This window comes from Pseudomonas sp. EA_5y_Pfl2_R50, assembly GCF_963970475.1.
Taxonomy (GTDB): Bacteria; Pseudomonadota; Gammaproteobacteria; order Pseudomonadales; family Pseudomonadaceae; genus Aquipseudomonas.
In genome coordinates, this window is sequence record NZ_CAXAPT010000001.1 from 696,478 (window position 1) to 719,808 (window position 23,331).

Consider the following 23,331-nt stretch of genomic DNA (forward strand, 5'->3'; position numbering starts at 1 on the left):
TTTGCGGACGACATAGATTTATCCGATGACCACGCCACTCCCCTGCTACCACTGCGCCCTGCCCGTTCCTTCCGGCAGCCGCTTCACCGCTGTCGTACTCGGGGAACCCCGCGAATTCTGCTGCCCGGGCTGTCAGGCCGTGGCTGAAGCCATCGTCGCCGGTGGCCTGGAAAGTTATTACCAGCATCGCAGCGAAGCCTCGGCCAACCCCGAAGCGCTGCCGGTGCAATTGACCGACGAACTGGCGCTGTACGACCGCGCTGACGTCCAGCAACCGTTCGTCCGTCACCAGGGTGATCTGGCCGAAACCACCCTGCTGATGGAAGGCATCAGCTGCGCCGCGTGTGGCTGGCTGATCGAAAAACACCTGCGCACGCTGCCCGCTGTGGCCGAGGCGCGGTTGAACCTGTCCAACCATCGCCTGCACGTGAGCTGGGCCGATGCGCAGTTGCCGCTCAGCCAGATCCTCGCCGAACTGCGCCACATCGGTTACGCCGCCCATCCCTATCAGGCCGACCGCGCCAGCGAACAACTGGCCAGCGAAAACCGTCTTGCCCTGCGCCAGCTCGGCGTCGCCGGGCTGCTGTGGTTTCAGGCGATGATGGCGACGATGGCGACCTGGCCGGAATTCAATATCGACCTCAGTCCCGAGCTGCACACGATCCTGCGCTGGGTCGCGCTGTTCCTGACCACGCCCATCGTGTTCTACAGCTGCGCGCCGTTCTTCAAAGGGGCGATGCGTGATCTGCGCACGCGACATCTGACCATGGATGTTTCGGTCTCGCTAGCGATTGGCAGTGCCTACATTGCCGGAATCTGGACGTCGATCACCGGAGTCGGCGAGCTGTATTTCGACGCCGTGGGCATGTTCGCCCTGTTTCTGCTGGCGGGGCGCTATCTGGAGCGGCGCGCCCGCGAACGCACCGCCGCCGCCACCGCGCAACTGGTCAACCTTTTGCCGGCGTCGTGTCTGCGTCTGGACGCCAGCGGCCAGAGCGAGCGCATTCTGCTCAGTGAACTGCGACTGGGTGATCGAGTGCTGGTGCAGCCCGGGGCCGTTCTGCCGGCGGACGGCACGATCCTCGACGGCCAGTCGAGTGTCGACGAATCGTTGCTCACCGGTGAATACCTGCCGCAACCGCGCACTCAGGGTGATGCGGTCACTGCCGGCACCTTGAATGTCGAAGGCGCGTTGACCGTGGAGGTTCACGCGCTGGGCCAGGACACCCGGCTGTCGGCCATCGTGCGCCTGCTCGACCGCGCCCAGGCGGAAAAGCCACGATTGGCGGAAATCGCCGACCGCGCCGCGCAATGGTTTTTGTTGTTGTCGCTGATCGCCGCTGCCGCCATCGGCCTGCTGTGGTGGGAGCTGGATGCGTCGCGGGCGTTCTGGATCGTACTGGCGATGCTGGTCGCTACCTGCCCTTGCGCACTCTCACTGGCGACCCCGACCGCGCTCACCGCCGCCACCGGCACGCTGCACAAACTCGGCCTGCTGCTGACGCGCGGCCATGTGCTGGAAGGTCTGAACCAGATCGACACGGTGATTTTCGACAAGACCGGTACGCTGACCGAAGGTCGTCTGGTGCTACGCTCCATTCGCCCGCTCGGCTCACGGGACAGCGATCAATGCCTGAGCCTCGCCGCCGCCCTCGAAAACCGTTCGGAGCACCCGATTGCCCGGGCATTCGGGCGCGCACCGCTGGCGGCTGAAGAGGTGCACAGCACGCCGGGGCTGGGTCTTGACGGTGTGGTCGGCGGACAGCGCCTGCGCATTGGTGAAGCCGCGTTTGTCTGTGAGTTGAGCGGTGCGGCGGTTCCCGCCATGCCGAACGAAGCGGGCCAATGGCTGCTGCTCGGCGACACTCATGGGCCGCTGGCGTGGTTTGTCCTCGACGACCGCTTGCGTGACGACGCCCCCGCCCTGCTCGCCGCATGCAAGGCGCGTGGCTGGCGCACATTGCTGTTGTCCGGCGACAGCTCGCCGATGGTCGCCAGTGTGGCGGCGGAACTCGGCATTGATGAGGCCCGAGGCGGTTTGCGCCCGGACGACAAGTTGCAGGTGCTGCAACAACTGCACAAGGAAGGTCGCAAAGTGTTGATGCTCGGCGACGGCGTCAATGACGTGCCGGTGCTTGCAGCGGCTGACATCAGTGTGGCCATGGGCTCGGCGACAGACCTGGCGAAAACCAGCGCCGACGCGGTGTTGCTGTCCAATCGCCTCGACGCCTTGGTGCAAGCCTTCACGCTGGCGCGGCGCACCCGCCGGGTAATCATCGAGAACCTGCTGTGGGCGGCGCTGTACAATGGCCTCATGTTGCCGTTCGCCGCTCTCGGCTGGATCACTCCGGTGTGGGCTGCCGTCGGCATGTCGATCAGTTCGTTGACCGTGGTGCTCAACGCCCTGCGCCTGACCCGTCTGCCGGGCCCGCCGCCGGTCAGCACCCGTTCAGAAACCCGCCCGCTGCCGGCCTGAGCCGCTCGGGCCTGGAGTACAGATGCCAGCTCTCTACGTGATGATCCCGGCCGCCCTGCTGATCGTGGCCATCGCCGTTTACATTTTCTTCTGGGCGGTGGACAGCGGTCAGTACGACGACCTCGACGGCCCGGCCCACAGCATTCTGTTCGACGATCAGGACCCGAACCACAAGGCAGCGGTCGACGAAGCCAACGCCAACAAGCCGGACGACAAGGCGCCACCCCATGCTTGAACTGGCGCCTCTGCTGGTGTCGGCGCTGATCCTTGGCCTGCTCGGTGGCGGTCATTGCCTGGGCATGTGCGGCGGCTTGATGGGCGCGCTGACCCTGGCGATTCCCAAAGAGCAGCGCAGCCGGCGCTTTCGTTTGCTGCTGGCCTACAACCTGGGGCGAATTCTCAGTTATGCCACGGCAGGCTTACTGATCGGACTGGCGGGTTGGGCGGTGGCGAACAGTCCGGCGGCGCTGTTCATGCGCGTGCTGGCCGGGCTGTTGCTGATTGCCATGGGTCTGTATCTGGCCGGCTGGTGGAGCGGGCTGACGCGCATTGAAAGTCTTGGACGCGGTCTGTGGCGCTATATCCAGCCCGTCGCCAACCGCTTGTTGCCGGTGTCGAGTTTGCCCCGCGCGCTGCTGCTCGGTGCCTTGTGGGGCTGGCTGCCCTGTGGGCTGGTTTACAGCACGTTGCTGTGGTCGGCGAGTCAGGGCAATGCGCTGGACAGTGCGTTGTTGATGCTTGCATTTGGGCTCGGCACCTGGCCGGTTTTGCTGGCGACGGGGCTTGCCGCTGAGCGGGTCACGGCGCTGTTGCGCAAGCGCAGCGTGCGCATGACCGGTGGTTTGCTGGTGATTCTGTTCGGGATATGGACATTGCCGGGGCCGCATCAGCATTGGCTCATGGGGCATTAGATCGGCGGTGCGGCCTTCGCGAGCAAGCCCGCTCCCACAACACACCGCTCCCCGTTGATGCAAATCAACAGCCCCGTCGCCGCCCCCCGATAGACTCGCCACACTGCCAGCCTATCCGGGGGAATGCCCGCATGCTCGACGCCATTCGTTGGGACTCTGATCTGATCCGCCGCTACGACCTGGCGGGGCCGCGTTACACCTCGTATCCGACGGCCGTGCAATTCCACAGTCAGGTCGGCACCTTCGACCTGTTCCATGCCTTGCGCGACAGCCGCAAGGCCCTACGCCCATTGTCGCTGTATGTGCATGTACCGTTCTGCGCGAACATTTGCTACTACTGCGCCTGCAACAAGGTCATCACCAAGGATCGCGGCCGCGCCCTGCCGTACCTGCAGCGGCTCGAGCAGGAAATCCAGTTGATCGCCTGCCACCTCGACCCGGCACAGAAAGTCGAGCAGTTGCACTTTGGTGGCGGCACGCCGACGTTTCTCAGCCACGACGAACTGCGGCAACTGATGGCGCACCTGCGCAAACATTTCAATCTGCTCGACGACGATTCCGGTGATTACGGCATCGAAATCGACCCGCGCGAAGCCGACTGGTCAACCATGGGCCTGCTGCGCGAACTCGGTTTCAACCGCGTCAGCATCGGCCTGCAAGACCTTGATCCGGCGGTGCAGCGTGCGGTCAATCGCCTGCAAAGCCTGGAAGAAACCCGCGCGGTGATCGACGCCGCACGCACCCTGCAATTTCGCTCAATCAACATCGATCTGATCTACGGTTTGCCCAAGCAGACGCCGGACAACTTCGCCCGCACGGTCGAGGAAGTCATCAGCCTGCAACCGGACCGGCTCTCGGTGTTCAACTACGCGCACTTGCCGGAGCGCTTCATGCCGCAGCGGCGGATCAATGGTCAGGAACTGCCAGCGCCGGCGCAGAAACTCGAGATGCTCGAGCGCACCATCGAGCAACTGACCGCCGCCGGTTACCGCTACATCGGCATGGATCACTTCGCCCTGCCCGACGATGAACTGGCCGTTGCCCAGGAAGAAGAAACCCTGCAACGCAACTTCCAGGGCTACACCACCCACGGCCATTGCGACCTGATTGGCCTGGGCGTTTCGGCGATCAGCCAGATCGGCGACCTGTACTGCCAGAACAGCAGCGACCTCAACGAATACCAGAACACCCTCGCCGCCGCGCAACTGGCGACCAGCCGGGGTCTGGTGTGCAACGCCGATGATCGACTGCGACGCGCCGTGATTCAGCAGTTGATCTGCAATTTCAGCCTGGAATTCGCCGGAATCGAGCAGCAATTCAACATCGATTTTCAGGGTTATTTCGGCGCGCTGTGGCCACAACTGCAGGATATGGCCAGAGACGGCCTGATTGAGCTTGATCGCGAACGGATCGAGGTGTTGCCTGCGGGACGCTTGCTGGTGCGGTCGGTGTGCATGGTGTTCGATGCCTATCTTGAGCAGCAGAACCGCCAGCGTTTTTCCCGGGTGATTTAGTCTTTGGTCAACAGTGAGCCGACTTTCAGGTTCTGGTCTGCGCTCAGGCCCGACTGGTTCATCACTTTCGACAGGGCAAGGTTGGCGGTGATCAGCCCGGTATTCAGCGCGGCGATGGCGCCGCGTAGCGCTGCGACCTTGTTGATCTTTTCTTCGCTGGACAGGCGCTTGTCGGCCATGACCGCTTCGATGCGTGCTTTCTTCTCGATGATGTCCTGATGCAGCTTGCGAATCATCTTCAGCAATTGCTGGATGTTCTCCGGCAAACCGCTTTCGTCGATATCGCGATTCTTGCCGCCGACACCTGCGGATTTCTGGATCGAGGCGCCGGACAGCGACACTTTGACGCCCTCGACCAAAGTCGGGGTTGCCTCGCTCGGGAAATTGTTTGCCCGGTCGTTGTCAGCGGCGGTGTCAGCCACGTCCGGCAATGCCGCAACACCGCTGTTACCGGGGCCCAGCGTAGCAATGGCGTCCATCGAGTCCTTCCTCTGCAAGCGTTCTGATACCGGGTTATCGGCTGTCGGCGCTGCGCCTTTATGGCGGCGGGACAAAGTTGCCACAGGCTGGCCTGAATGTCCTCCCGTGAGTTACCCTTACGCCTTATGTGTGTTTTCCCACAAGGATTTAAGAAATGTCCGAGCCAGTTAAACTGCGCGCTCACAACCAGGCCCATTGCAAGGATTGCAGCCTGGCCCCTCTCTGCCTGCCACTTTCTCTGAATCTGGAAGACATGGATGCGCTGGACGAAATCGTTAAACGCGGCCGCCCGTTGAAAAAAGGCGAGTTCCTGTTCCGCCAGGGCGACACGTTCGATTCCGTTTATGCAGTACGCTCCGGCGCCCTGAAGACCTTCAGCCTGAGCGATACCGGTGAAGAACAACTGACCGGTTTCCACCTGCCGAGCGAACTGGTCGGCCTCTCCGGCATGGACACCGAGAAACACCCGGTTTCCGCCCAGGCGCTGGAAACCACGTCGGTCTGCGAAATCCCCTTCGAACGTCTCGACGAACTGGCCCTGCAACTGCCGCAACTGCGCCGTCAGTTGATGCGCGTGATGAGCCGCGAAATCCGCGACGATCAGCAAATGATGCTGCTGCTGTCGAAGAAAACCGCTGACGAGCGCATAGCGACTTTCCTGGTCAACCTGTCCGCCCGCTTCCGCGCTCGCGGCTTTTCGGCCAACCAGTTCCGCCTGGCCATGTCCCGCAACGAAATCGGTAACTACCTGGGTCTGGCGGTGGAAACCGTGTCTCGGGTTTTCACCCGCTTCCAGCAGAACGAACTGATCGCCGCCGAGGGCAAAGAGATTCATATCCTCGACCCGATCCAGCTCTGCGCGCTGGCCGGTGGCTCCATCGAAGGCTGATCTCGATCCGCGGTTGAGCGAAGCGTTTCAGCCGCGGGTATACTGCGCCGTTTGCAGCCCTGCCAGGACACCTCGACGATGGTCTTCGACTCCTTCGACATCAAATCGCTTATCCGCCCCGTGATCGACTTCCCGAAGCCGGGCGTGATTTTTCGCGACATCACCCCGCTGTTCCAGTCGCCGACGGCCCTGCGCCTGGTGATGGACAGCTTCGCCCACCGTTACGTCGAAGCCGACTTCACCCACATCGGCGCGATGGATGCCCGTGGCTTTCTGATCGGCTCGGTCTTGGCCTATCAGTTGAACAAGCCGCTGGTACTGTTCCGCAAGCAAGGCAAGCTGCCGGCGGACGTGTTGGCCGAAGGTTATGCAACCGAGTACGGCGAAGCGTTCCTCGAAGTCCACGCCGACAGCCTGTGCGAAGGTGACTCGGTGGTGATGTTCGATGACCTGATTGCGACCGGCGGCACGCTGATCGCGGCGGCCAACCTGATTCGCCGCATGGGCGCACGGGTGCATGAGGCGGCGGCGATCATTGATTTGCCTGAGCTGAGTGGGTCGCAGCGCCTGCAAGACATGGGCATTCCTACCTTCTGCCTGACGCAGTTTGCCTTGACCGATAAATAAGTAGCGCCTGTCCGGCCGCTTTCGCGAGCAGGCTCCCACACTTGGAATGCATTCCCCTGTGGGAGCGGGCTTGCTCGCGAAGAGGCCCGCAGCCTCACTACAACACCTAAAGCCCCATCTGCTTGCTGATGATCTCGTTCATCACCTCCCGCGTCCCGCCGCCAATCGACAGAATGCGGTTATCCCGATACAGCCGCTCCACAAGGCTCTCACGCATATAACCGAGCCCGCCGAGAATCTGCACCGCCTCCGTGGTGATCCGGTCCGAGGTGTCCGTGGCAACGTTCTTCGCCATGGAAATCTCCTTGATCACGCTCCGCCCCGCCGCCATTTTCGCCGCTTGCCGGTAGGTGAACTCCCGCGACACCTCCAGCGCCGTCGCCATTTCTGCCAAACGATGCTTGATTACCTGAAACTTGCCAATCGGCTTGCCGAACGCTTCACGCTCACGCGCCCACTTCAGGCTTTCCTCCAGCGCTAGCTGTGCGGTCATGTTGGCCATCAGCGCCAACGCCAGCCGTTCGCTCTGAAAGTTGCCCATGATGCAAGCGAACCCCATGTTCTCGGCACCGATCAGATGGCCTGCAGGCACCCGGCAGTCGTCGAAGAACAATTCCGCCGTGTCCGACGCCCACCAACCCATTTTCTTCAATTGACGGCCCACGGTGAAACCGGGCGTGCCTTTCTCGATCAGCAACAGGCTGATGCCACCAAAACCCGGCGCACCGGTACGCACCGCGACGGTGTAGTAGTCGGCGCGCACGCCGCTGGTGATAAAGGTTTTGCTGCCGCTGACCCGGTAGACATCACCCTCACGCACGGCGCGGGTTTGCAGATTGGCAACGTCGGAACCGCCGCCGGGCTCGGTGACCGCCAGGGCGCTGATCTTCTCGCCGCTGAGCACCTGCGGCACGACGCGGTCGCGCACGTCAGGACGCGCCCATTTGACGATCGGTGGCAGGCCGATATCCAGCGAACCGAGCCCGGCTACCAGACCGCCCGAGCCACAGCGCATCAATTCCTCACTGGCGGCAACCTTGGCGAACAGATCGCCCTCATGGCTGCCACCCAGCGCTTCGGGATAACCGATGCCGAGAATGCCCGCCGCGCCGGCCTTCAGGTACAACTCCCGGGGGAAGCTTTCCGCCTCTTCCCATTGATCGATGTCCGGCAGGATCTCGCGCTCGACGAAACGGCGGACGCTGTCGCGGATCAATTGGTGACTGGGGTCGAAGTATTCCTGAAAGGCAGGCATGGGCGAGCTCCACGGAAGGGTTCGCCGAACTTAACCGAGCGCTTGCTTGGTTTTCAACAAGATTGTGTGGATCAGCTAAACCGAGGTGCGCCATTCGCGAGCAAGCCCGCTCCCACAATGGATTCGTGATCGACACAAAACCAATGTGGGAGCGGGCTTGCTCGCGAAGGCGTCAGTTCAGACACCGCGAATTCAAAGGGAAATCGGTTTACGCCCGGCAAACGAATGCGCCAGCGTGCCGCCATCGACCAGCTCCAGTTCGCCACCCAGCGGCACACCGTGGGCAATGCGCGAAGCGATCAGGCCTTTGTTGTTGAGCAACTGCGCGATGTAATGCGCCGTCGCCTCGCCTTCCACCGTCGGGTTGGTCGCCAAAATGACTTCGCTGAACGTGCCCGCCTCTTCGATCCGCGCCATCAACTGCGGGATGCCAATGGCCTCAGGCCCCAGTCCGTCCAGCGGCGACAAATGCCCCTTGAGCACAAAGTAGCGCCCACGGAACCCGGTCTGCTCGACCGCGTAGACATCCATCGGTCCTTCCACCACGCACAGCAACGTATCATCGCGGCGCGTGTCAGCGCATTGCGGGCACAAATCGTCTTCGGTGAGCGTGCGGCACTGGCGACAGTGACCGACCCCTTCCATGGCCTGGCTCAGGGCCTGGGCCAGACGCAAGCCGCCGCTGCGGTCACGTTCGAGCAACTGCAACGCCATGCGCTGGGCGGTTTTCTGACCGACGCCCGGCAAAGTGCGCAAGGCGTCGATCAGTTGGCGAATCAAAGGGCTGAAGCTCATGGGTAAAAAGTCCGACAAAACAACGAGACGCGGTTTATACCCGCGCCTCCGGCCAGCGTCAAATACTCAGTCTGTGGCGACCTTCACCACCAGTTTGCCGAAGTTGCGCCCCTCCAGCAGCCCGATAAACGCCTCGGGTGCCTGTTCCAGCCCTTCGACCACGTCCTCACGGAATTTCACCTTGCCGTCGCGCACCCACGGCACCATGTGGCTGACGAACTCCGGCTGACGATCACCGTAATCATCGAAGACGATAAAGCCCTGAATCCGCACACGCTTGGTCAACAGTGTGCGCTGCAGCAGCGGCAGGCGGTCAGGGCCTTGCGGCGCTTCGGAGGCATTGTAACCGGCGATCAGGCCGCACAGCGGAATGCGCGCCTTGGGATTGAGCAGCGGCACCACGGCGTCGAACACATGACCGCCGACGTTCTCGTAATAGATGTCGATGCCATCGGGGCAGGCCTTGGCCAGTTGCTCGGCGAAATCGGGCGCCTTGTGGTCGATGCAGGCGTCAAAACCCAGCTCTTGGACCACGTACTTGCACTTCTCGGCACCGCCGGCCACGCCAACCGCGCGCAGGCCTTTGATCTTGGCCACTTGCCCGACCACCGAACCGACCGCCCCGGAAGCGGCAGCCACCACCAATGTTTCGCCCTTTTTCGGCTGGCCGATGTCCATCAGCCCCATGTATGCGGTCATCCCCGGCATGCCCAGCACGCCCAGGGCCATCGACGGGCTCGGCAACCCTGACGGGATCGGGATGATGTTGCGCCCGTCGGTGATGCTGTGGCTCTGCCATCCGGTGGCGCCGACCACCAGATCGCCCTTATGAAACTTCGGATGACGCGAATCTTCGACGCGGCTGACAGCACCACCGGTCATCACTTCGCCGATTTGTACCGGCGCGGCGTAGGACGGTGCGTCACTCATGCGTCCGCGCATATAGGGATCGAGGGACAGGTACAGGGTTTTCAGCAGCACTTCACCGTCCTGCAGATCCGGCAGTGCTTCGCGTTCGAGGCGGAAGTTCTCCGGGGTCGGCGCGCCAACCGGACGCGAGGCAAGGACGAAGCGTTGGTTGAGCGTGAGAGGGTCGGACATGTCAGCGTCTCCTGTGAAGGGTGAATTCAGCGGGTATAGGGAGCAGACCGTTGAGGCTTTTGCGCGTTCGATGTTTATTCAGTTATACCGAGGTGAGTTCATTCGCGAGCAGGCTCGCTCCCACAGGGGAATGCATGCCTTTGTGGGAGCGAGCTTGCTCGCGAAGGCGCCCGCATCTGCAACGCAAATTCACCAGCCAAAAACAGAAATGCCAGGCGCAATGCCTGGCATTTTGTGTAGCTCATCTGCTGCCGGACGGCGAATCAGAATGGCAGTTTCATACCCGCTGGCAGGTTCATGCCGGCGGTCATGTTGCCCATTTTGTCCTGGCTGTTCTTTTCGATCTTGCGCACAGCATCGTTGACGGCGGAGGCGATGACCGCTTCCAGCATTTCCTTGTCATCTTCGCTCATGCCTTCGACCAGGCTTGGGTCGATGCTGACGCTTTTCACGTCATGACGACCGGTCATCACCACGGTGACCATATCGCCGCCGGCCTTGCCGGTGACTTCGGCGTTGGCCAGTTCTTCCTGCATCTTGGCCATTTTTTCCTGCATCTGCTGCGCCTGCTTCATCAGGCCGGCCATGCCACCTTTCATCATGGTAATCACCTCAAAAGTACTTGGATCAAAACAGCGCCCGGCCTGCGAGACCGGGCACCTTCAGTTATTAGCCCTGAGCGACCAAGGCGTCGACAGGTTCAATAGTATCGTGTCGCACCACCGCGCCGAACTGCTGAACCATCTGCTGGATGAACGGATCGCCGTGGATCGACTCTTCCGCTTCGCGCTGACGGTTGGCACGGCGACGGGACGCGGCCTGGGCCGGTGTTTCCTGCTCGGGCTTGATCAGCTCGATGGTCAGGGTCAGCGTGCGACCGTGGAACTGGTTCAACGCATCGTTCAGGCGACGCTGTTGCGTGGCGTTGAACAGTGCGCTGTGCGCAGGATCGAGGTGCATCAGCCAATGGTCGCCGTCGACGGCAATCAACGTGCAGTTGGCGGCAATGCTGCCGGTCATGCCGGAAATCGGCAGTTTCGGGAACAGTTCCAGCCATTGCAGGGCCAGACCGGTGGCCGGCGCGGCAGCAGGTTCGGGTTCGGGCTCTGGCGCGGGCTCGGCGGCGTGTTCGCTGGCCAGTTCGTCGAGGTAGCTGTAGGCCGAATCGATGTCCGGCTCGATGTAATCCTCATCCAGCGGCGGCTCGTCGTCCAGGTCCATGCCCGGTGTGGCGGCATCGACATCGGCGACCGATGGCTCGGGAATCGGCGCGGCGGCCCACTCCGGCGCATCCGGCACAACGCTGTCCGGGGTCGGCAGCGGCATCGGCGGCAACTCGGGCTGCTCGCCAGCGGTTTCCAGCACTGGCTCGACGGCCGGTTGCTGCACGGGCTCGGGCTCGGGTTCTACCGGATCGTTCCACGGCAGATCGACGGCGTCTTCAGCCACGACAGGCGCAGGCTCAGGGGCTGGCGCAACCTCTGGCTCGGCAGCCGTAGCAGCCGGAGCAACCGGAGCAGCCGGGGTAGGCTCGGGAGCCGCCGCAGGGGCTGCAACCGGCGCCGGCGCAACAGCCGCAGCGACTACCGGCGCAGGCTTGGGCGCGACAGCCACTGAGTTTGCGGAATCAACTGTGGCCTGGCTGATCCCCACTGGCTTTAGCGGTTGCCTCGGGGCGTCCGCGGTGTCGGCGGGACGGAAGGCCAGCATCCGCAGCAACACCATTTCGAAGCCGCCGCGCGGGTCCGGTGCCAGCGGCAAGTCACGGCGACCGATCAGGCCCATCTGGTAATAGAACTGCACATCTTCGGCGGGCAAGGCCTGCGCCAGCGCCAACACGCGGTCGCGGTCGCCATGGCCGTTGTCGACACCTTCCGGCAACGCCTGAGCGATGGCCACACGGTGCAACACGTTGAGAATTTCCGAGAGCACGCCGTTCCAGTCCGGGCCTTGCTCGGCCAGGTGACGCACGCCTTCGAGCAGCGCCTTGGCGTCGCCTTCGATCAACGCATGCAGCACGTCATAGACCTGGCCGTGATCGAGCGTGCCGAGCATCGCCCGCACATCGGTGGCCAGGACCTTGCCTTCACCGAAGGCAATGGCCTGATCGGTCAGGCTCATGGCGTCACGCATCGAACCGTCAGCGGCGCGACCCAGCAGCCACAGCGCATCGTCTTCGAACGGCACGTTTTCGGCGCTGAGAACGTGGGTCAAATGCTCGACCACACGTTCCGGCGTCATGTTCTTCAGGGAGAACTGCAGGCAGCGCGACAGAATCGTTGCCGGAAGTTTCTGCGGATCAGTGGTCGCCAGGATGAACTTGACGTAAGGCGGCGGCTCTTCGAGGGTTTTCAGCAGCGCATTGAAGGAATGGCTGGAGAGCATGTGCACTTCGTCGATCAGGTAGACCTTGAAGCGCCCACGGCTTGGGGCGTACTGCACGTTGTCGAGCAGTTCGCGGGTGTCTTCGACCTTGGTCCGGCTCGCGGCGTCGATCTCGATCAGGTCGACGAAGCGGCCCTCGTCGATTTCACGGCACACCGAGCACTCGCCGCAGGGGCTGGAAGTGATGCCTGTTTCACAGTTCAGGCATTTGGCAATGATTCGCGCAATCGTGGTCTTACCGACCCCGCGCGTACCAGTGAACAAATACGCGTGGTGCAGCCGCTGGCTGTCCAAGGCATTGATCAGAGCCTTGAGCACATGGGTCTGGCCGACCATTTCGCGGAACGAGCGCGGACGCCATTTACGTGCAAGAACCTGATAACTCATCGAAAACCGTCGCAGCGAAGGAAGCAGAAGCGGCTAATGCTAGCGGAGCAAGGGCAAAATTGCATCCGGTGTGCTCTTCAATTCTGGCTAAGCTGCATGAGCAGGGGCTTTTATCGGCTCAGGATGGGGAATTACCGGAGCGATTATGCGGTGGGCCGTGGGGGCATTGCTGGGGATCAGCCTGAGTGTGGCGTCATCTGAACGACCGCTGCGCTTCGCCCTGCCCGACAGCTGGGCGATGCCGATGGTGCAGTTTGAACGCGGCCGCCCGACCCAGGGCATCCTCTACGACCTGATGCTCAGCCTGGCCACGCAGGTAGGCGCTCCGGCCGAATTTAGCGTCCTGCCCCGCGCCCGCGTGCAAAGCTCGATGGAGCACGGCGAGATCGATGTGCGCTGCTATGCCGCGCAGTCGTGGTTGCCGAATCAGTCCGGTGATTACATCTGGAGCCTGCCACTGCTGTTCCAGCGCGACCTGCTGGTAAGCCGCAAGGACCAACCCACCCGCGCCGACCCCGCGCACCTGCCCCGCCAATCCGTCGGCACTGTTCTTGGCTACACCTACCCTACTCTGCAACCACTGTTCGATGCAGACCGACTGCAACGCGAAGACGCACGCAATCAGGAACAGGTGCTGGAGAAACTGCTGGCCGGGCGCTATCGCTATGCGGTAAGCAATCAGTGGACGCTGGACTGGTTTAACCAGCGCTTGATGCCTGAAAAGCAGTTGCAAGGGGTGGCGGTGTTGCAGGAGCAGAAGGTCGGCTGCTATGTGAGGAATGATCCGAGGGTGCCGGTGCAGCGAATCTTGCGCACGTTGCTGCGGATGAAAATGTCGGGGGAGATTGATGAGATTATCCGGCTTTACACCGGGTCCTCTGAAGCGACCCCATAGCCCCTGTGGGAGCGAGCCTGCTCGCGAAAGCGGTGTCTCAGTCAACTCATCTCTGGCAGGTCTGAGGCCTTCGCGAGCAGGCTCGCTCCCACAGTTAACTCAGGGCGCTGGCCGAATCGCAGGCACAAAAAAACCGCAGTGGGCGAAACCCATGCAGTTCTGGCTGAAGCGTTCGATTGTTCGTTAAGGTGGCAACCCCACCAGCCACACCCCGGCACACAATGTTCCCGCTGTGGCTGCTGCCTTCCGGCTCTGACCAGGTTCACGGGTAATCGTTGCGGGGGGACCGATGGGGTCACCATAACGACGCTTGCCTGTCGGCGAGCCGCGCCATTGTACCTATCTGAGACGAAGTTACAACCGTTCCGTCCAGATAAAAAATATGAACGGGTTCAAGGACATAAAGATCGCAGCCTGCGACAGCTCCTACAGGGCCAGCACCTCGTCCGCTTTGCCACCCGCCTGCTGGATCACCAGATGAATGAAATGCAGCTTGGCAATCGCCGGCGCCGGCAGTACGAACGGGTAGAAATCCGGCTGCCCCATGCTGCGTGACAATTCATTGAGCATGCCGGCCAGCTCGATCCACGCGTTGACGAATGACAGGAACGCCTCACCACCGGGATGCTCCGGGTCGTACAGCGTGCTGGTCGGAAATGGCTGGTAGTCGAAATCCATTTCCCGCGCACTCATGCCGAAACCCAGGGCGGTGTCGACCGCATCCATCATGTGCAGGTAATGCGCCCAGGTTTCCGCCCAGTCTTCCCAAGGATGCATGGTGGCGTAAGCGCTGACGTAGTGCTGCGGCCAGTCCAGCGGCGCACCTTGCTGGTAATGACGGTCGAGCGCCTCGGTATAACTGGCGCGCTCGTCGCCGAACAGGCTGCGAAATGAGTCGAGCCACGGGCCATTGGCGATCAAGCGATCCCAGTAGTAATGCCCGACCTCATGCCGAAAATGCCCGAGCAGCGTGCGATACGGCTCGTGCATTTGCGCCCTGACCCGCTCGCGGTGGACGTCGTCGGCTTCTTTGATGTCGAGGGTGATCAGACCGTTGGCATGGCCGGTCATTGGTACATTGCCTTCGAGGTCGACACCGATGAAATCGAACGCCAGACCGGTGTCTTCATCGACCGTTTTCGCAATCACGGGCAGGCCGAGGGTGATCAGTTGCGCCACCAGCCGACGCTTGGCGATTTCGACCTTGCGCCAGCGTTCGGGGTTCTCCGGGACGGACAGGTCGGGAATGGTGCGATTGAGGCTGCAGGCGATACACAGGCTGTCGTGATCGTTGGCCGGCAGCAGCCAGTTGCACGCGGCAGCGGTGTCGAGGTTGGCGCAACGACGGAACAGCCCGGCCTCCGGATCGGCATCCAGCGCCCAGGTGCCCTCATACGGCCCCGGTTGCAGCGACGTCAGGCGACTTTCTTCGGGCTGATAGCCAAGCAATGCGTTGCAAGCCAGGCACTGACTGTTGCGCAAGAACAGCGACTGGCCGCAGCGGCACGGCCAGACTTTGCTATTGCGTGAAGATTCGCCCAAGAATGGCGCGATGATGCGAGAACTGAGCTGCTCGAAAAAACGGTGCATGGCGATCTCTCCTTGGGGCTAGCCAAGACTAGATCATTCTGGCGCGATGATCGTTCCAACGCTCTGCGTGGGAACGATCAGTTCAGACAGAGATGCCATGGGTTTTGAGGAAGGCGATGAAGATTTCTTCGTCCATCACTTTCACGCCCAGCTCATTGGCCTTGGTCAGTTTGGAACCGGCGCCGGGACCGGCGACCACGCAATGAGTTTTTGCCGAGACGGAACCCGCGACTTTCGCGCCCAGACGTTCCAGATGCTCTTTCGCCACATCACGGCTCATCAACTCAACCTTGCCGGTCAGCACCCAGGTCTCGCCGGACAGCGGCAAGCCTTCGACGACTTTCTTCTCGCTGTGCCAGTGCATGCCGAAATCGCGCAGTTGCTTTTCCGATGCCTCCGCCAGTTGCCGATTCTCTGGAACAGCAAAAAACTCGCGAACCGAATTGGCCTGCTTTTCCGGCAAGGCCTGACGCATGTCGAGCCAATCAGCGTTCATCACCGCGTCGAGCGAACCAAACTTGTCCGCCAGTTTCTGCGCGCCGCCGGGGCCAACTGAAGGAATGTGCAGCTTGTCGAGGAAACCACCCAGCGTGGTGCTGGCCGCGAACTCCGCCCCCAACTCACCCTGATCCTGAATCTGCAAACCATGCCCCAACAGCTCAGCAATCACCTGCTGATTGTGTGCATCTTCAAAGAAGCTGTGAATCTCGTGCGCCACTTCCAGCCCGACATCCGGCAGGTAGGTCAGCACTTGCGGCAGCGCTTGCTGCACACGCTCCAGCGAACCCAGCGAGCGCGCCAGCACCTTGGCCGTCTCTTCGCCGACATCGGGAATGCCCAGCGCGTAGATGAAGCGCGCCAGCCCCGGCTTCTTGCTGTCTTCGATGGCCGCCAGCAACTTGTTGCTCGACACCTCGGCGAAACCTTCCAGATCGACGATGTCGTCGAACTTGAGCGCATACAGATCGGCCGGCGAACTGACCAGACCTTCATCAACCAACTGCTCGACGCTCTTGTCGCCCAGCCCTTCGATGTCCATCGCCCGGCGCGACACGAAGTGAATGATCGCCTGCTTCAGTTGCGCGCCACAGGCCAGGCGCCCGACGCAGCGATACACCGCGCCTTCGCTGACCGTTTCCTTGCCCTTGCTGCGCTTGATCAGTTGCGTGCGCTCGACGTGGGAACCGCAGACCGGGCAGCTCTCGGGGATCTGCACCGCGCGCGCGTTTTCCGGGCGACGGTCCATGACCACTTGCACCACTTGCGGGATCACGTCACCGGCACGGCGGATGATCACGGTGTCGCCGATCATCAAGCCCAGACGCGCGACTTCGTCCATGTTGTGCAGCGTTGCGTTGGCGACGGTCACGCCAGCCACCTTGACCGGTTTCAGACGTGCGACTGGCGTGACAGCACCGGTACGACCGACCTGGAATTCCACGTCGAGCAATTCGGTGAGTTCTTCCATCGCCGGGAATTTATGTGCGATTGCCCAGCGCGGTTCGCGGGCGCGGAAACCCAGCTCACGCTGGTCGGCAATGCTGTTGACCTTGAACACCACGCCGTCGATTTCATAAGCCAGATCGTTACGACGGGCGCCGATGTCTCGGTAGTAGTCAAGGCATTCGTCGATGCCTTTGGCCAGTTTCAGTTCGTGGCTGATCGGCATGCCCCACTTCTGCAACTGCTTGAGGTTGCCGAAGTGGGTGTCGGAAATATCGTGGGAGACCTGACCGATGCCATAGCAGCAGAATTCCAGCGGACGGTTGGCGGTGATCTTCGAATCCAGCTGACGCAAACTGCCAGCGGCAGCGTTGCGCGGATTGGCGAAAGTCTTGCCACCGACTTCCAGTTGCGAAGCGTTGAGACGCTCGAAACCGGCTTTGGACATGAACACTTCACCGCGCACTTCCAGGGTCGCTGGCCAGCCTTCGCCGTGCAGCTTCAGCGGGATGTTGCGCACGGTGCGCACGTTGACGCTGATGTCTTCGCCGGTAGTACCGTCGCCGCGTGTGGCGCCGCGCACCAATACACCGTTCTCATACCGCAGGCTGACCGCCAGGCCATCGAGCTTCGGTTCGCAGCTGTATTCCACTGCCGCGCCACCGCCGAACAGATCCCCGGCGGGGATATCCAGACCTTCGGTGACGCGGCGATCAAACTCGCGCATGTCGGTTTCTTCGAAGGCGTTGCCGAGGCTGAGCATCGGCATTTCGTGACGCACCTGGGTGAACGCGGTGAGCGCCACGCTGCCGACCCGCTGGGTCGGCGAGTCGCTGGTGATCAGTTCCGGGTTGGCCGCTTCCAGCGCCTTGAGCTCATGGAACAACCGGTCGTACTCGGCGTCCGGAATGCTCGGCTCGTCGAGAACGTGGTAACGGTAGTTGTGCTGATCGAGCTCAGCACGCAGCTCTTGAATGCGGTTTTTGGCGGCGGTCATGGGTGTTCTCTCATAAAGCAAAAGAGCAGCCGAGGCTGCTCAATCTATATTGCCGACTGCCTCTTATACCGAGGCAATCTTTTCAATCAACGTTTCTGGGTCAAGGCGCGACGTTCGAATTCAACGATGCGCTGACGGTAGTGCTCGATGGTCTGCGCGGTCAGAACACTGCGCTGGTCATCTTTCAGTTCGCCGTTCAGTTCCTGCGACAGCTTGCGAGCTGCGGCCACCATCACGTCGAAGGCTTGCTTCGGATGACGCGGGCCTGGCAGGCCAAGGAAGAAGCTCACCGCCGGGGTGCTGAAATGGTCAATGTCGTCCAGATCGAAGATCCCCGGTTTGACCGCATTGGCCATCGAGAACAGCACTTCACCGTTGCCGGCCATGCTTTCGTGACGGTGGAAAATATCCATCTCGCCAAAACGCAGACCACTTTCCAGAATGTTCTGCAGCAGCGCCGGGCCTTTGAAGCCGGCAGCGTCACGGCAGATCACACTGATCACCAACACTTCTTCCGCTTGTGGCTGGTCTTTGTCGACCACCGCCGGCGAAGGCTTGGCATCTTCAACGAAATCGCCGTCACGGCTGCTGAAGCTCGGGCCGCCGTCCAGATCCAGGTCGAGGTTCAGGTCGCCCTGAGCCGGGCCATTGCTGCCACGCTTGCCACGTTTCGAACCGGATTCGCGAGGCTCGCGTGCTTCGCGGGCCGGCATGCTCACCGACGGCAGATCGTGTTCGTCCAGCTGTGGCTCTTTATGCGTGTCGAGCACGCGGGCCGGGCCCAACAGCTCCGCGCTGGTGTCCTCGTCCGGCAGGTTGGACAGACTTCGGTCAAGACGGAATTTCAGTTTTCCCTTGCCGCCGCGCATACGGCGCCAGCCATCGAAAAGAATACCGGCTATCACAATGATGCCGATGACGATCAGCCACTCGCGCAGACCGATTTCCATGTAATCCCGTGCCTCTATAAAAAATGCTGAAAAATAAGGGGTTTACATTGTGCAAACCGCTTTAAAACGTGGCGCCAACTCTATGTTCTGACAGGCGTTTTGCCCACGTATACGAAAAATTGACATTAAACTAGCACGATCAAAGGCTTCGCAGCTACAAGCTTTAAGCTCCAAGCCACAAGCCGTCCACTTGCAGCTTGGAGCTTGTAACCTGCAGCTGCGCCGCTAGGCGTCCACCATCGCCATCGCCTCCTCGACATCCACGGCTACCAGTCGCGAGCAACCCGGTTCATGCATCGTCACGCCCATCAACTGCTCGGCCATTTCCATGGCGATCTTGTTGTGGGTGATATAGATGAACTGCACGGTCTGCGACATCTCTTTGACCAAGCGTGCGTAGCGTCCAACGTTAGCGTCATCCAGTGGTGCGTCAACTTCATCTAGCATGCAGAACGGCGCCGGGTTCAACTTGAAGATGGCAAACACCAGCGCCAGCGCGGTCAGGGCTTTTTCCCCGCCTGAGAGCAAATGGATGGTGCTGTTCTTCTTCCCTGGCGGCTGCGCCATGATCGTTACCCCTGTATCGAGTAGATCTTCGCCCGTCAGTTCCAAATACGCGCGCCCGCCACCGAAAACTTTTGGAAAAAGTGCCTGTAAACCGCCGTTGATCTGATCAAAGGTATCTTTGAAACGGTTACGGGTTTCCTTGTCGATCTTGCGGATAACGTTCTCGAGGGTCTCCAGCGCTTCAACCAGATCGGCGTCCTGGGCATCCAGATAACGTTTACGCTCGGACTGTTGCGTGTATTCGTCGATGGCCGCGAGGTTGATCGCGCCCAGGCGCTGAATCCGCGCATTGATGCGTTCGAGTTCTTCTTCGGCTTCGCGTTCACTGGCTTGTGCGGTCAATGTCGCAAGGACGCCGTTGAGATCGTAGCCGTCTTCCAGCAATTGATCCTGCAAAGCCTTGCGTCGCACCGTCAGCGCTTGCCATTCCATACGCTGCTGTTCGAGCTGGCCACGAATCAACTGCGATTGCTGTTCAGCCTGGGTCCGGCGTTTTTCTGCATCGCGCAGTTCACGGTCGGCGTCTTCCAAAGCGATCTGCGCGGTCTTGAGTTCTTCGTCAACGGTCATGCGCTTGTCGAGCAACTCTTCGAGTTTCAGGCGCAGCTCTTCCAGCGGCGCTTCGCCCTCCTCCAGATTCAGACTCAACTGTTCGCGCTTTTCGGTCAGGCGCTCGGCCTGCATTTGCAGACGCTCGAGCGCCTGACGCGTGGAGTCGTGCTGCGCGCGCAACGAGCCCAGACGCACGGCCAATTGATGGGCGTGGTCCTTGTGTTGCCGCGCCTCCTGCCGCACACGGTCGAGGCGTTCGCGCAGACTGTCACGCTGGGCCAGCAGCAACTCGCGCTGCTCAGTGTCCAGCGCCATCGCATCCAGCGCTTCCTGCAATTGCATGCGCGCTTCGCCGATTTGTTCGTGCTCCAGCTCGCGTTGCTCGCCGAGTTCGACCAGTTCTTCATCGAGACGCGTGCGACGCAACGTCAGTTGCTCGGCCTTGGCTTTGCCGGCGGACAACTGGGCTTTCAGTTCGCCTTGCTGGCGCGCTTCGTCCTGCAGCAAACGACGCAAGTGCTCACGGCCGTTTTCCTGCTGACGCTGTTGCGCGCGCAGGGTTTGCAAACGGGTTTCCATGGCCTCGACCGTGGCTTCCTTTTCTTCGCGCTCAAGGTGCAGCGCTTCGATTTCCTGGCCCCGGGCGAGCATGCCGCTTTCCGCTTCGCTCGCGCGTCGCACACGTAAAAAGTGCCGCCCGACCCAGTATCCGTCGCGGCTGATCAGGCTCTCGCCAGCGCTCAATTGCCCGCGCAAAGCCAAGGCCTGCTCGAGGCTGTCGACCGGCTTGACCTGACCCAGCCATGGCGACAGATCGATCTGTGCGTCAACCTTGTCGAGCAAACTGCCCGCGATGCGCACGCCATCGCTGGCCGGGCTGAGCAGGCGCAGATCGCCCTGGGTGAATCCGGACAAATCGAAGCCGCTGAAATCGTCGACCAACACCGCTTGCAGGTCGGCGCCGAGCACGGTTTCCACCGCCAGTTCCCACCCGGCCTCGACCTTCAACCCTTCGGCCAGACGCGGACGCTCGGCGAGGTTGTGTTCCTTCAGCCACTCGGCAGTGCCGGTGCCCGGATCGAGCGCAGCTTGTTGCAACGCTTCAAGGGACGCCAGGCGGCCGTTGAGGCGTTGCAAATCGCCCTGGGCCTGTTGCTGCGCGGTCAGCGCTTGCTGCAGCTCCTGGCGCAGCTGCTCAAGTTTTTCGACCTGGGCTTCTTCACTGGTCTGCAAATCTTCGAGGGTCGCTTCGGACTCGGCGAGCTGCTCGTTGAGTTCCATGATCGCCGCGTCTTCCGGATCAGCCGAGAGCAACGCGCGTTCCTCACCCAGACGCTTTTGCCGGTCAGCGAGACGTTCCATGCTGGTTTCCAGCTGCTGGATGCGCGACTGCTGCACTTCGGCCTGACGACGCGGCTCGGCGGCGGTGAGGTTGAAGGCGTCCCACTGCTCCTGCCAGCCGTGCATGACGCTTTCGGAATCTTCCAGCGCGGCGGCGGCTTCTTCGGCGGCAGCGCTGGTGACTTCCTGCTCGGGGGTGAGCATGTCCAGCTCTTCGCCGAGGGTCAGCAGCAACGTGCGGTCGTGGCCCAGATGGGATTCGGTTTCCAGACGTGCGCGTTCGGCCTCTTTCAAGTCGTCCTGCAACTGGCGCAGACGTTGCTGGCCGTGCTGGATGCTCTGCTCGACCCGAGCGATGTCGCCGCCGACCGAATAGAAGCGCCCCTGCACCAGATTGAAGCGCTCGGACAGATCATGGTGCCCGTCGCGCAAGCGTTCGATGGCCGCATCGGCATTGCGCTGTTCAGCGACCAATGCTTCGAAACTGATTTCCTGGGTGCCGATGATCGACTCGCGCTGGCCCACCTGATCGTTGAGATCCTGCCAGCGCAGGGCCGACAGTTGCGCCTTGAGCTGACGCTCCTCGGCTTTGAATTCCTGATACTTCCTGGCGGCCTCGGCCTGGCGGTGCAAGCGTTCGAGCTGACGCTCCAGCTCTTCGCGCAGGTCGGTCAGACGCGCGAGGTTCTCGTGGGTGCGGCGGATGCGGTTTTCGGTCTCGCGGCGGCGCTCTTTGTATTTGGAGATACCGGCGGCTTCTTCGATGAAGTTGCGCAGGTCTTCCGGTTTGGATTCGATCAGCTTGGAAATCATCCCCTGCTCGATGATCGAATAACTGCGCGGGCCGAGACCGGTGCCGAGGAAGATATCGGTAATGTCGCGACGCCGGCATTTGGTGCCGTTGAGATAATAAGTGGTCTGGCTGTCGCGGGTCACTTTGCGGCGGATAGAGATTTCCGCGTAGGCGGCGTATTCGCCGAGCAAGGTGCCGTCGGAGTTGTCGAAGACCAGCTCGATGCTGGCCTGACTCACCGGTTTGCGGCTGGTCGAGCCGTTGAAGATGACGTCGGTCATCGACTCGCCACGCAGGTTTTTTGCCGAGCTCTCGCCCATCACCCAGCGGACGGCGTCGATGATGTTCGACTTGCCGCAACCGTTCGGCCCGACGACCGCCGCCATGTTACTGGGGAAGTTCACCGTGGTCGGGTCGACGAAGGATTTGAATCCCGCCAGTTTGATGCACTTGAGCCGCACGCTTAGGCAACCGTCAGCGCGGCGACCACCAGATCGCAGCTGCGCTGGGCGTAGGCCGTCAGCACGATGCGGATCTGCGGCAAATCACGGGCGAGCACGGCGGCGAGCAGGCGTTCGAACAGTTCGAGGAACTCGCTCATTTCCGCCTTGCGCTGTTCGAGGGCGAGGAAGTACGCGCGGCTCATGGCCGGCTGCAGGTTCTCAACGGTCTCTTGCAGGTACGGGTTGTTGGCGAATGGATAGGCGGCGCGCATCACGGCGAAGCTGTCGTCGACGAAGCTGCGGATGTCCTGACGCTCGTAGCTGGCGGTCAGGCGCTGCTGGATCTGCACGAACGGCGCCATGTCCGACTGCATCTGCCAGCCGTTAGCCACCGAGTTGCCGAGCAGGATGTACAACTCGCTCATCAGCGTGCACAGGCTCTGCACCTTGTGCGGCGTCAGTTCGGTGACGTGGGCGCCACGACGCGGCAGGATCGCGATCAGGTGGCGGCGTTCGAGGATCAGCAAGGCTTCGCGGACCGAACCGCGGCTGACATTGAGTGCCAGCGTGACCTTTTGTTCCTGGATGCGCTCTCCCGGCTTCATTTCGCCACGAATGATGCGTTCGGCGAGGTGGTGAGCGATTTGCTCGGCGAGGCTGTCCGGCGCCTTGAACGTCATGGTTGTCCTTCAAACTCTATCGATCTGCACAAGCGGCGCAGTGTAGCGCAAATGCGGGCTCATGGCGGAGTGCCCACTCAGCGGTTTTTGGCACGATTCCCGCAAAAAAGCAGGGTGACCGATGAGGGTCAATACTGAATAGACACGTTGTTGATCGACGAAATGCATTTTCCTGACCTTTAAGTCAGAAAACCATTGACCGAAAAGTCAGACCTGCTAAATTCGGCTCAAGTCGGTTAACAACAATAATGAGTCTGCGA

18 protein-coding genes and 1 other RNA gene are annotated in these 23,331 nt (G+C 61.5%); 7 read left to right on the forward strand and 12 right to left on the reverse strand.

Annotated features, from left to right (window positions below; genetic code table 11):
• Positions 1 to 25 precede the first annotated feature (25 nt).
• From AACY19_RS02920 to hemN, 4 genes are all read left to right on the forward strand, one after another.
• Complete coding sequence (locus AACY19_RS02920) at positions 26 to 2,476, forward strand: heavy metal translocating P-type ATPase (RefSeq protein WP_339447740.1); 2,451 nt, start codon at positions 26 to 28, stop codon at positions 2,474 to 2,476.
• A gap of 22 nt (positions 2,477 to 2,498) precedes the next feature.
• Positions 2,499 to 2,711 (forward strand): cbb3-type cytochrome oxidase assembly protein CcoS, encoded by a 213-nt coding sequence (gene ccoS / locus AACY19_RS02925; protein ID WP_339447741.1) that lies wholly within the window; start codon positions 2,499 to 2,501, stop codon positions 2,709 to 2,711.
• Positions 2,704 to 3,387, forward strand: coding sequence for a sulfite exporter TauE/SafE family protein (locus AACY19_RS02930; RefSeq protein WP_210553588.1), 684 nt, complete (start codon positions 2,704 to 2,706; stop codon positions 3,385 to 3,387). The genes ccoS and AACY19_RS02930 overlap by 8 nt, the downstream gene beginning before the upstream one ends.
• Positions 3,388 to 3,518: 131 nt before the next feature.
• Positions 3,519 to 4,901: an oxygen-independent coproporphyrinogen III oxidase gene (hemN, locus tag AACY19_RS02935; protein ID WP_339447747.1), complete on the forward strand. Its 1,383-nt coding sequence runs from the start codon at positions 3,519 to 3,521 to the stop codon at positions 4,899 to 4,901.
• Here the strand turns inward: hemN and AACY19_RS02940 are convergent.
• The gene (locus AACY19_RS02940) at positions 4,898 to 5,380 is read right to left on the reverse strand and encodes a hypothetical protein (protein WP_339447749.1); all 483 of its coding nucleotides are present in this window, start codon (positions 5,378 to 5,380) and stop codon (positions 4,898 to 4,900) included. The genes hemN and AACY19_RS02940 overlap by 4 nt on opposite strands.
• 155 nt (positions 5,381 to 5,535) lie before the next feature.
• On the opposite strand from AACY19_RS02940, the gene fnr reads away from it, so the two are divergent.
• Both fnr and AACY19_RS02950 read left to right on the forward strand, forming a co-directional pair.
• A complete protein-coding gene (gene fnr, locus AACY19_RS02945) occupies positions 5,536 to 6,270 on the forward strand; it encodes a fumarate/nitrate reduction transcriptional regulator Fnr (protein ID WP_339447751.1) in 735 nt (244 codons plus the stop codon).
• Between the two features lie 78 nt (positions 6,271 to 6,348).
• Entirely contained in the window at positions 6,349 to 6,897 is a 549-nt protein-coding gene (locus tag AACY19_RS02950; protein WP_339447754.1) for an adenine phosphoribosyltransferase, read from the forward strand.
• A 106-nt stretch (positions 6,898 to 7,003) separates the two neighbouring features.
• Here AACY19_RS02950 and AACY19_RS02955 read toward each other — a convergent pair whose 3' ends face one another.
• From AACY19_RS02955 to dnaX, 5 genes are all read right to left on the reverse strand, one after another.
• A complete protein-coding gene (locus AACY19_RS02955) occupies positions 7,004 to 8,152 on the reverse strand; it encodes an acyl-CoA dehydrogenase family protein (RefSeq protein WP_339447756.1) in 1,149 nt (382 codons plus the stop codon).
• A gap of 192 nt (positions 8,153 to 8,344) precedes the next feature.
• The gene (recR, locus tag AACY19_RS02960) at positions 8,345 to 8,947 is read right to left on the reverse strand and encodes a recombination mediator RecR (protein ID WP_339447758.1); all 603 of its coding nucleotides are present in this window, start codon (positions 8,945 to 8,947) and stop codon (positions 8,345 to 8,347) included.
• A gap of 66 nt (positions 8,948 to 9,013) precedes the next feature.
• A complete protein-coding gene (locus AACY19_RS02965) occupies positions 9,014 to 10,048 on the reverse strand; it encodes an NADP-dependent oxidoreductase (RefSeq protein WP_339447760.1) in 1,035 nt (344 codons plus the stop codon).
• A gap of 263 nt (positions 10,049 to 10,311) precedes the next feature.
• Positions 10,312 to 10,650 (reverse strand): YbaB/EbfC family nucleoid-associated protein, encoded by a 339-nt coding sequence (locus AACY19_RS02970; RefSeq protein ID WP_016984747.1) that lies wholly within the window; start codon positions 10,648 to 10,650, stop codon positions 10,312 to 10,314.
• A 67-nt stretch (positions 10,651 to 10,717) separates the two neighbouring features.
• The gene (gene dnaX / locus AACY19_RS02975) at positions 10,718 to 12,820 is read right to left on the reverse strand and encodes a DNA polymerase III subunit gamma/tau (RefSeq protein ID WP_339447763.1); all 2,103 of its coding nucleotides are present in this window, start codon (positions 12,818 to 12,820) and stop codon (positions 10,718 to 10,720) included.
• Positions 12,821 to 12,965: 145 nt separating this feature from the next.
• Between dnaX and AACY19_RS02980 the strand changes: the two genes are divergently transcribed.
• Positions 12,966 to 13,715 carry a substrate-binding periplasmic protein gene (locus AACY19_RS02980; RefSeq protein WP_339447765.1) on the forward strand — a complete coding sequence of 250 codons (750 nt, stop codon included), beginning with the start codon at positions 12,966 to 12,968 and terminating at the stop codon, positions 13,713 to 13,715.
• Positions 13,716 to 13,910: 195 nt separating this feature from the next.
• Here the strand turns inward: AACY19_RS02980 and ffs are convergent.
• From ffs to AACY19_RS03010, 6 genes are all read right to left on the reverse strand, one after another.
• Positions 13,911 to 14,007: signal recognition particle sRNA small type (gene ffs / locus AACY19_RS02985), an RNA gene on the reverse strand.
• Between the two features lie 134 nt (positions 14,008 to 14,141).
• Positions 14,142 to 15,305, reverse strand: coding sequence for a zinc-binding metallopeptidase family protein (locus AACY19_RS02990; RefSeq protein WP_339447767.1), 1,164 nt, complete (start codon positions 15,303 to 15,305; stop codon positions 14,142 to 14,144).
• An 82-nt stretch (positions 15,306 to 15,387) separates the two neighbouring features.
• Positions 15,388 to 17,745 carry an NAD-dependent DNA ligase LigA gene (gene ligA / locus AACY19_RS02995; protein ID WP_339447769.1) on the reverse strand — a complete coding sequence of 786 codons (2,358 nt, stop codon included), beginning with the start codon at positions 17,743 to 17,745 and terminating at the stop codon, positions 15,388 to 15,390.
• Between the two features lie 86 nt (positions 17,746 to 17,831).
• Positions 17,832 to 18,695 carry a cell division protein ZipA gene (gene zipA, locus AACY19_RS03000; RefSeq protein ID WP_339447771.1) on the reverse strand — a complete coding sequence of 288 codons (864 nt, stop codon included), beginning with the start codon at positions 18,693 to 18,695 and terminating at the stop codon, positions 17,832 to 17,834.
• 225 nt (positions 18,696 to 18,920) lie between these two features.
• Positions 18,921 to 22,409 carry a chromosome segregation protein SMC gene (gene smc, locus AACY19_RS03005; RefSeq protein ID WP_339447773.1) on the reverse strand — a complete coding sequence of 1,163 codons (3,489 nt, stop codon included), beginning with the start codon at positions 22,407 to 22,409 and terminating at the stop codon, positions 18,921 to 18,923.
• Between the two features lie 2 nt (positions 22,410 to 22,411).
• The gene (locus AACY19_RS03010; protein ID WP_339447775.1) at positions 22,412 to 23,071 is read right to left on the reverse strand and encodes a GntR family transcriptional regulator; all 660 of its coding nucleotides are present in this window, start codon (positions 23,069 to 23,071) and stop codon (positions 22,412 to 22,414) included.
• Positions 23,072 to 23,331 lie beyond the last annotated feature (260 nt).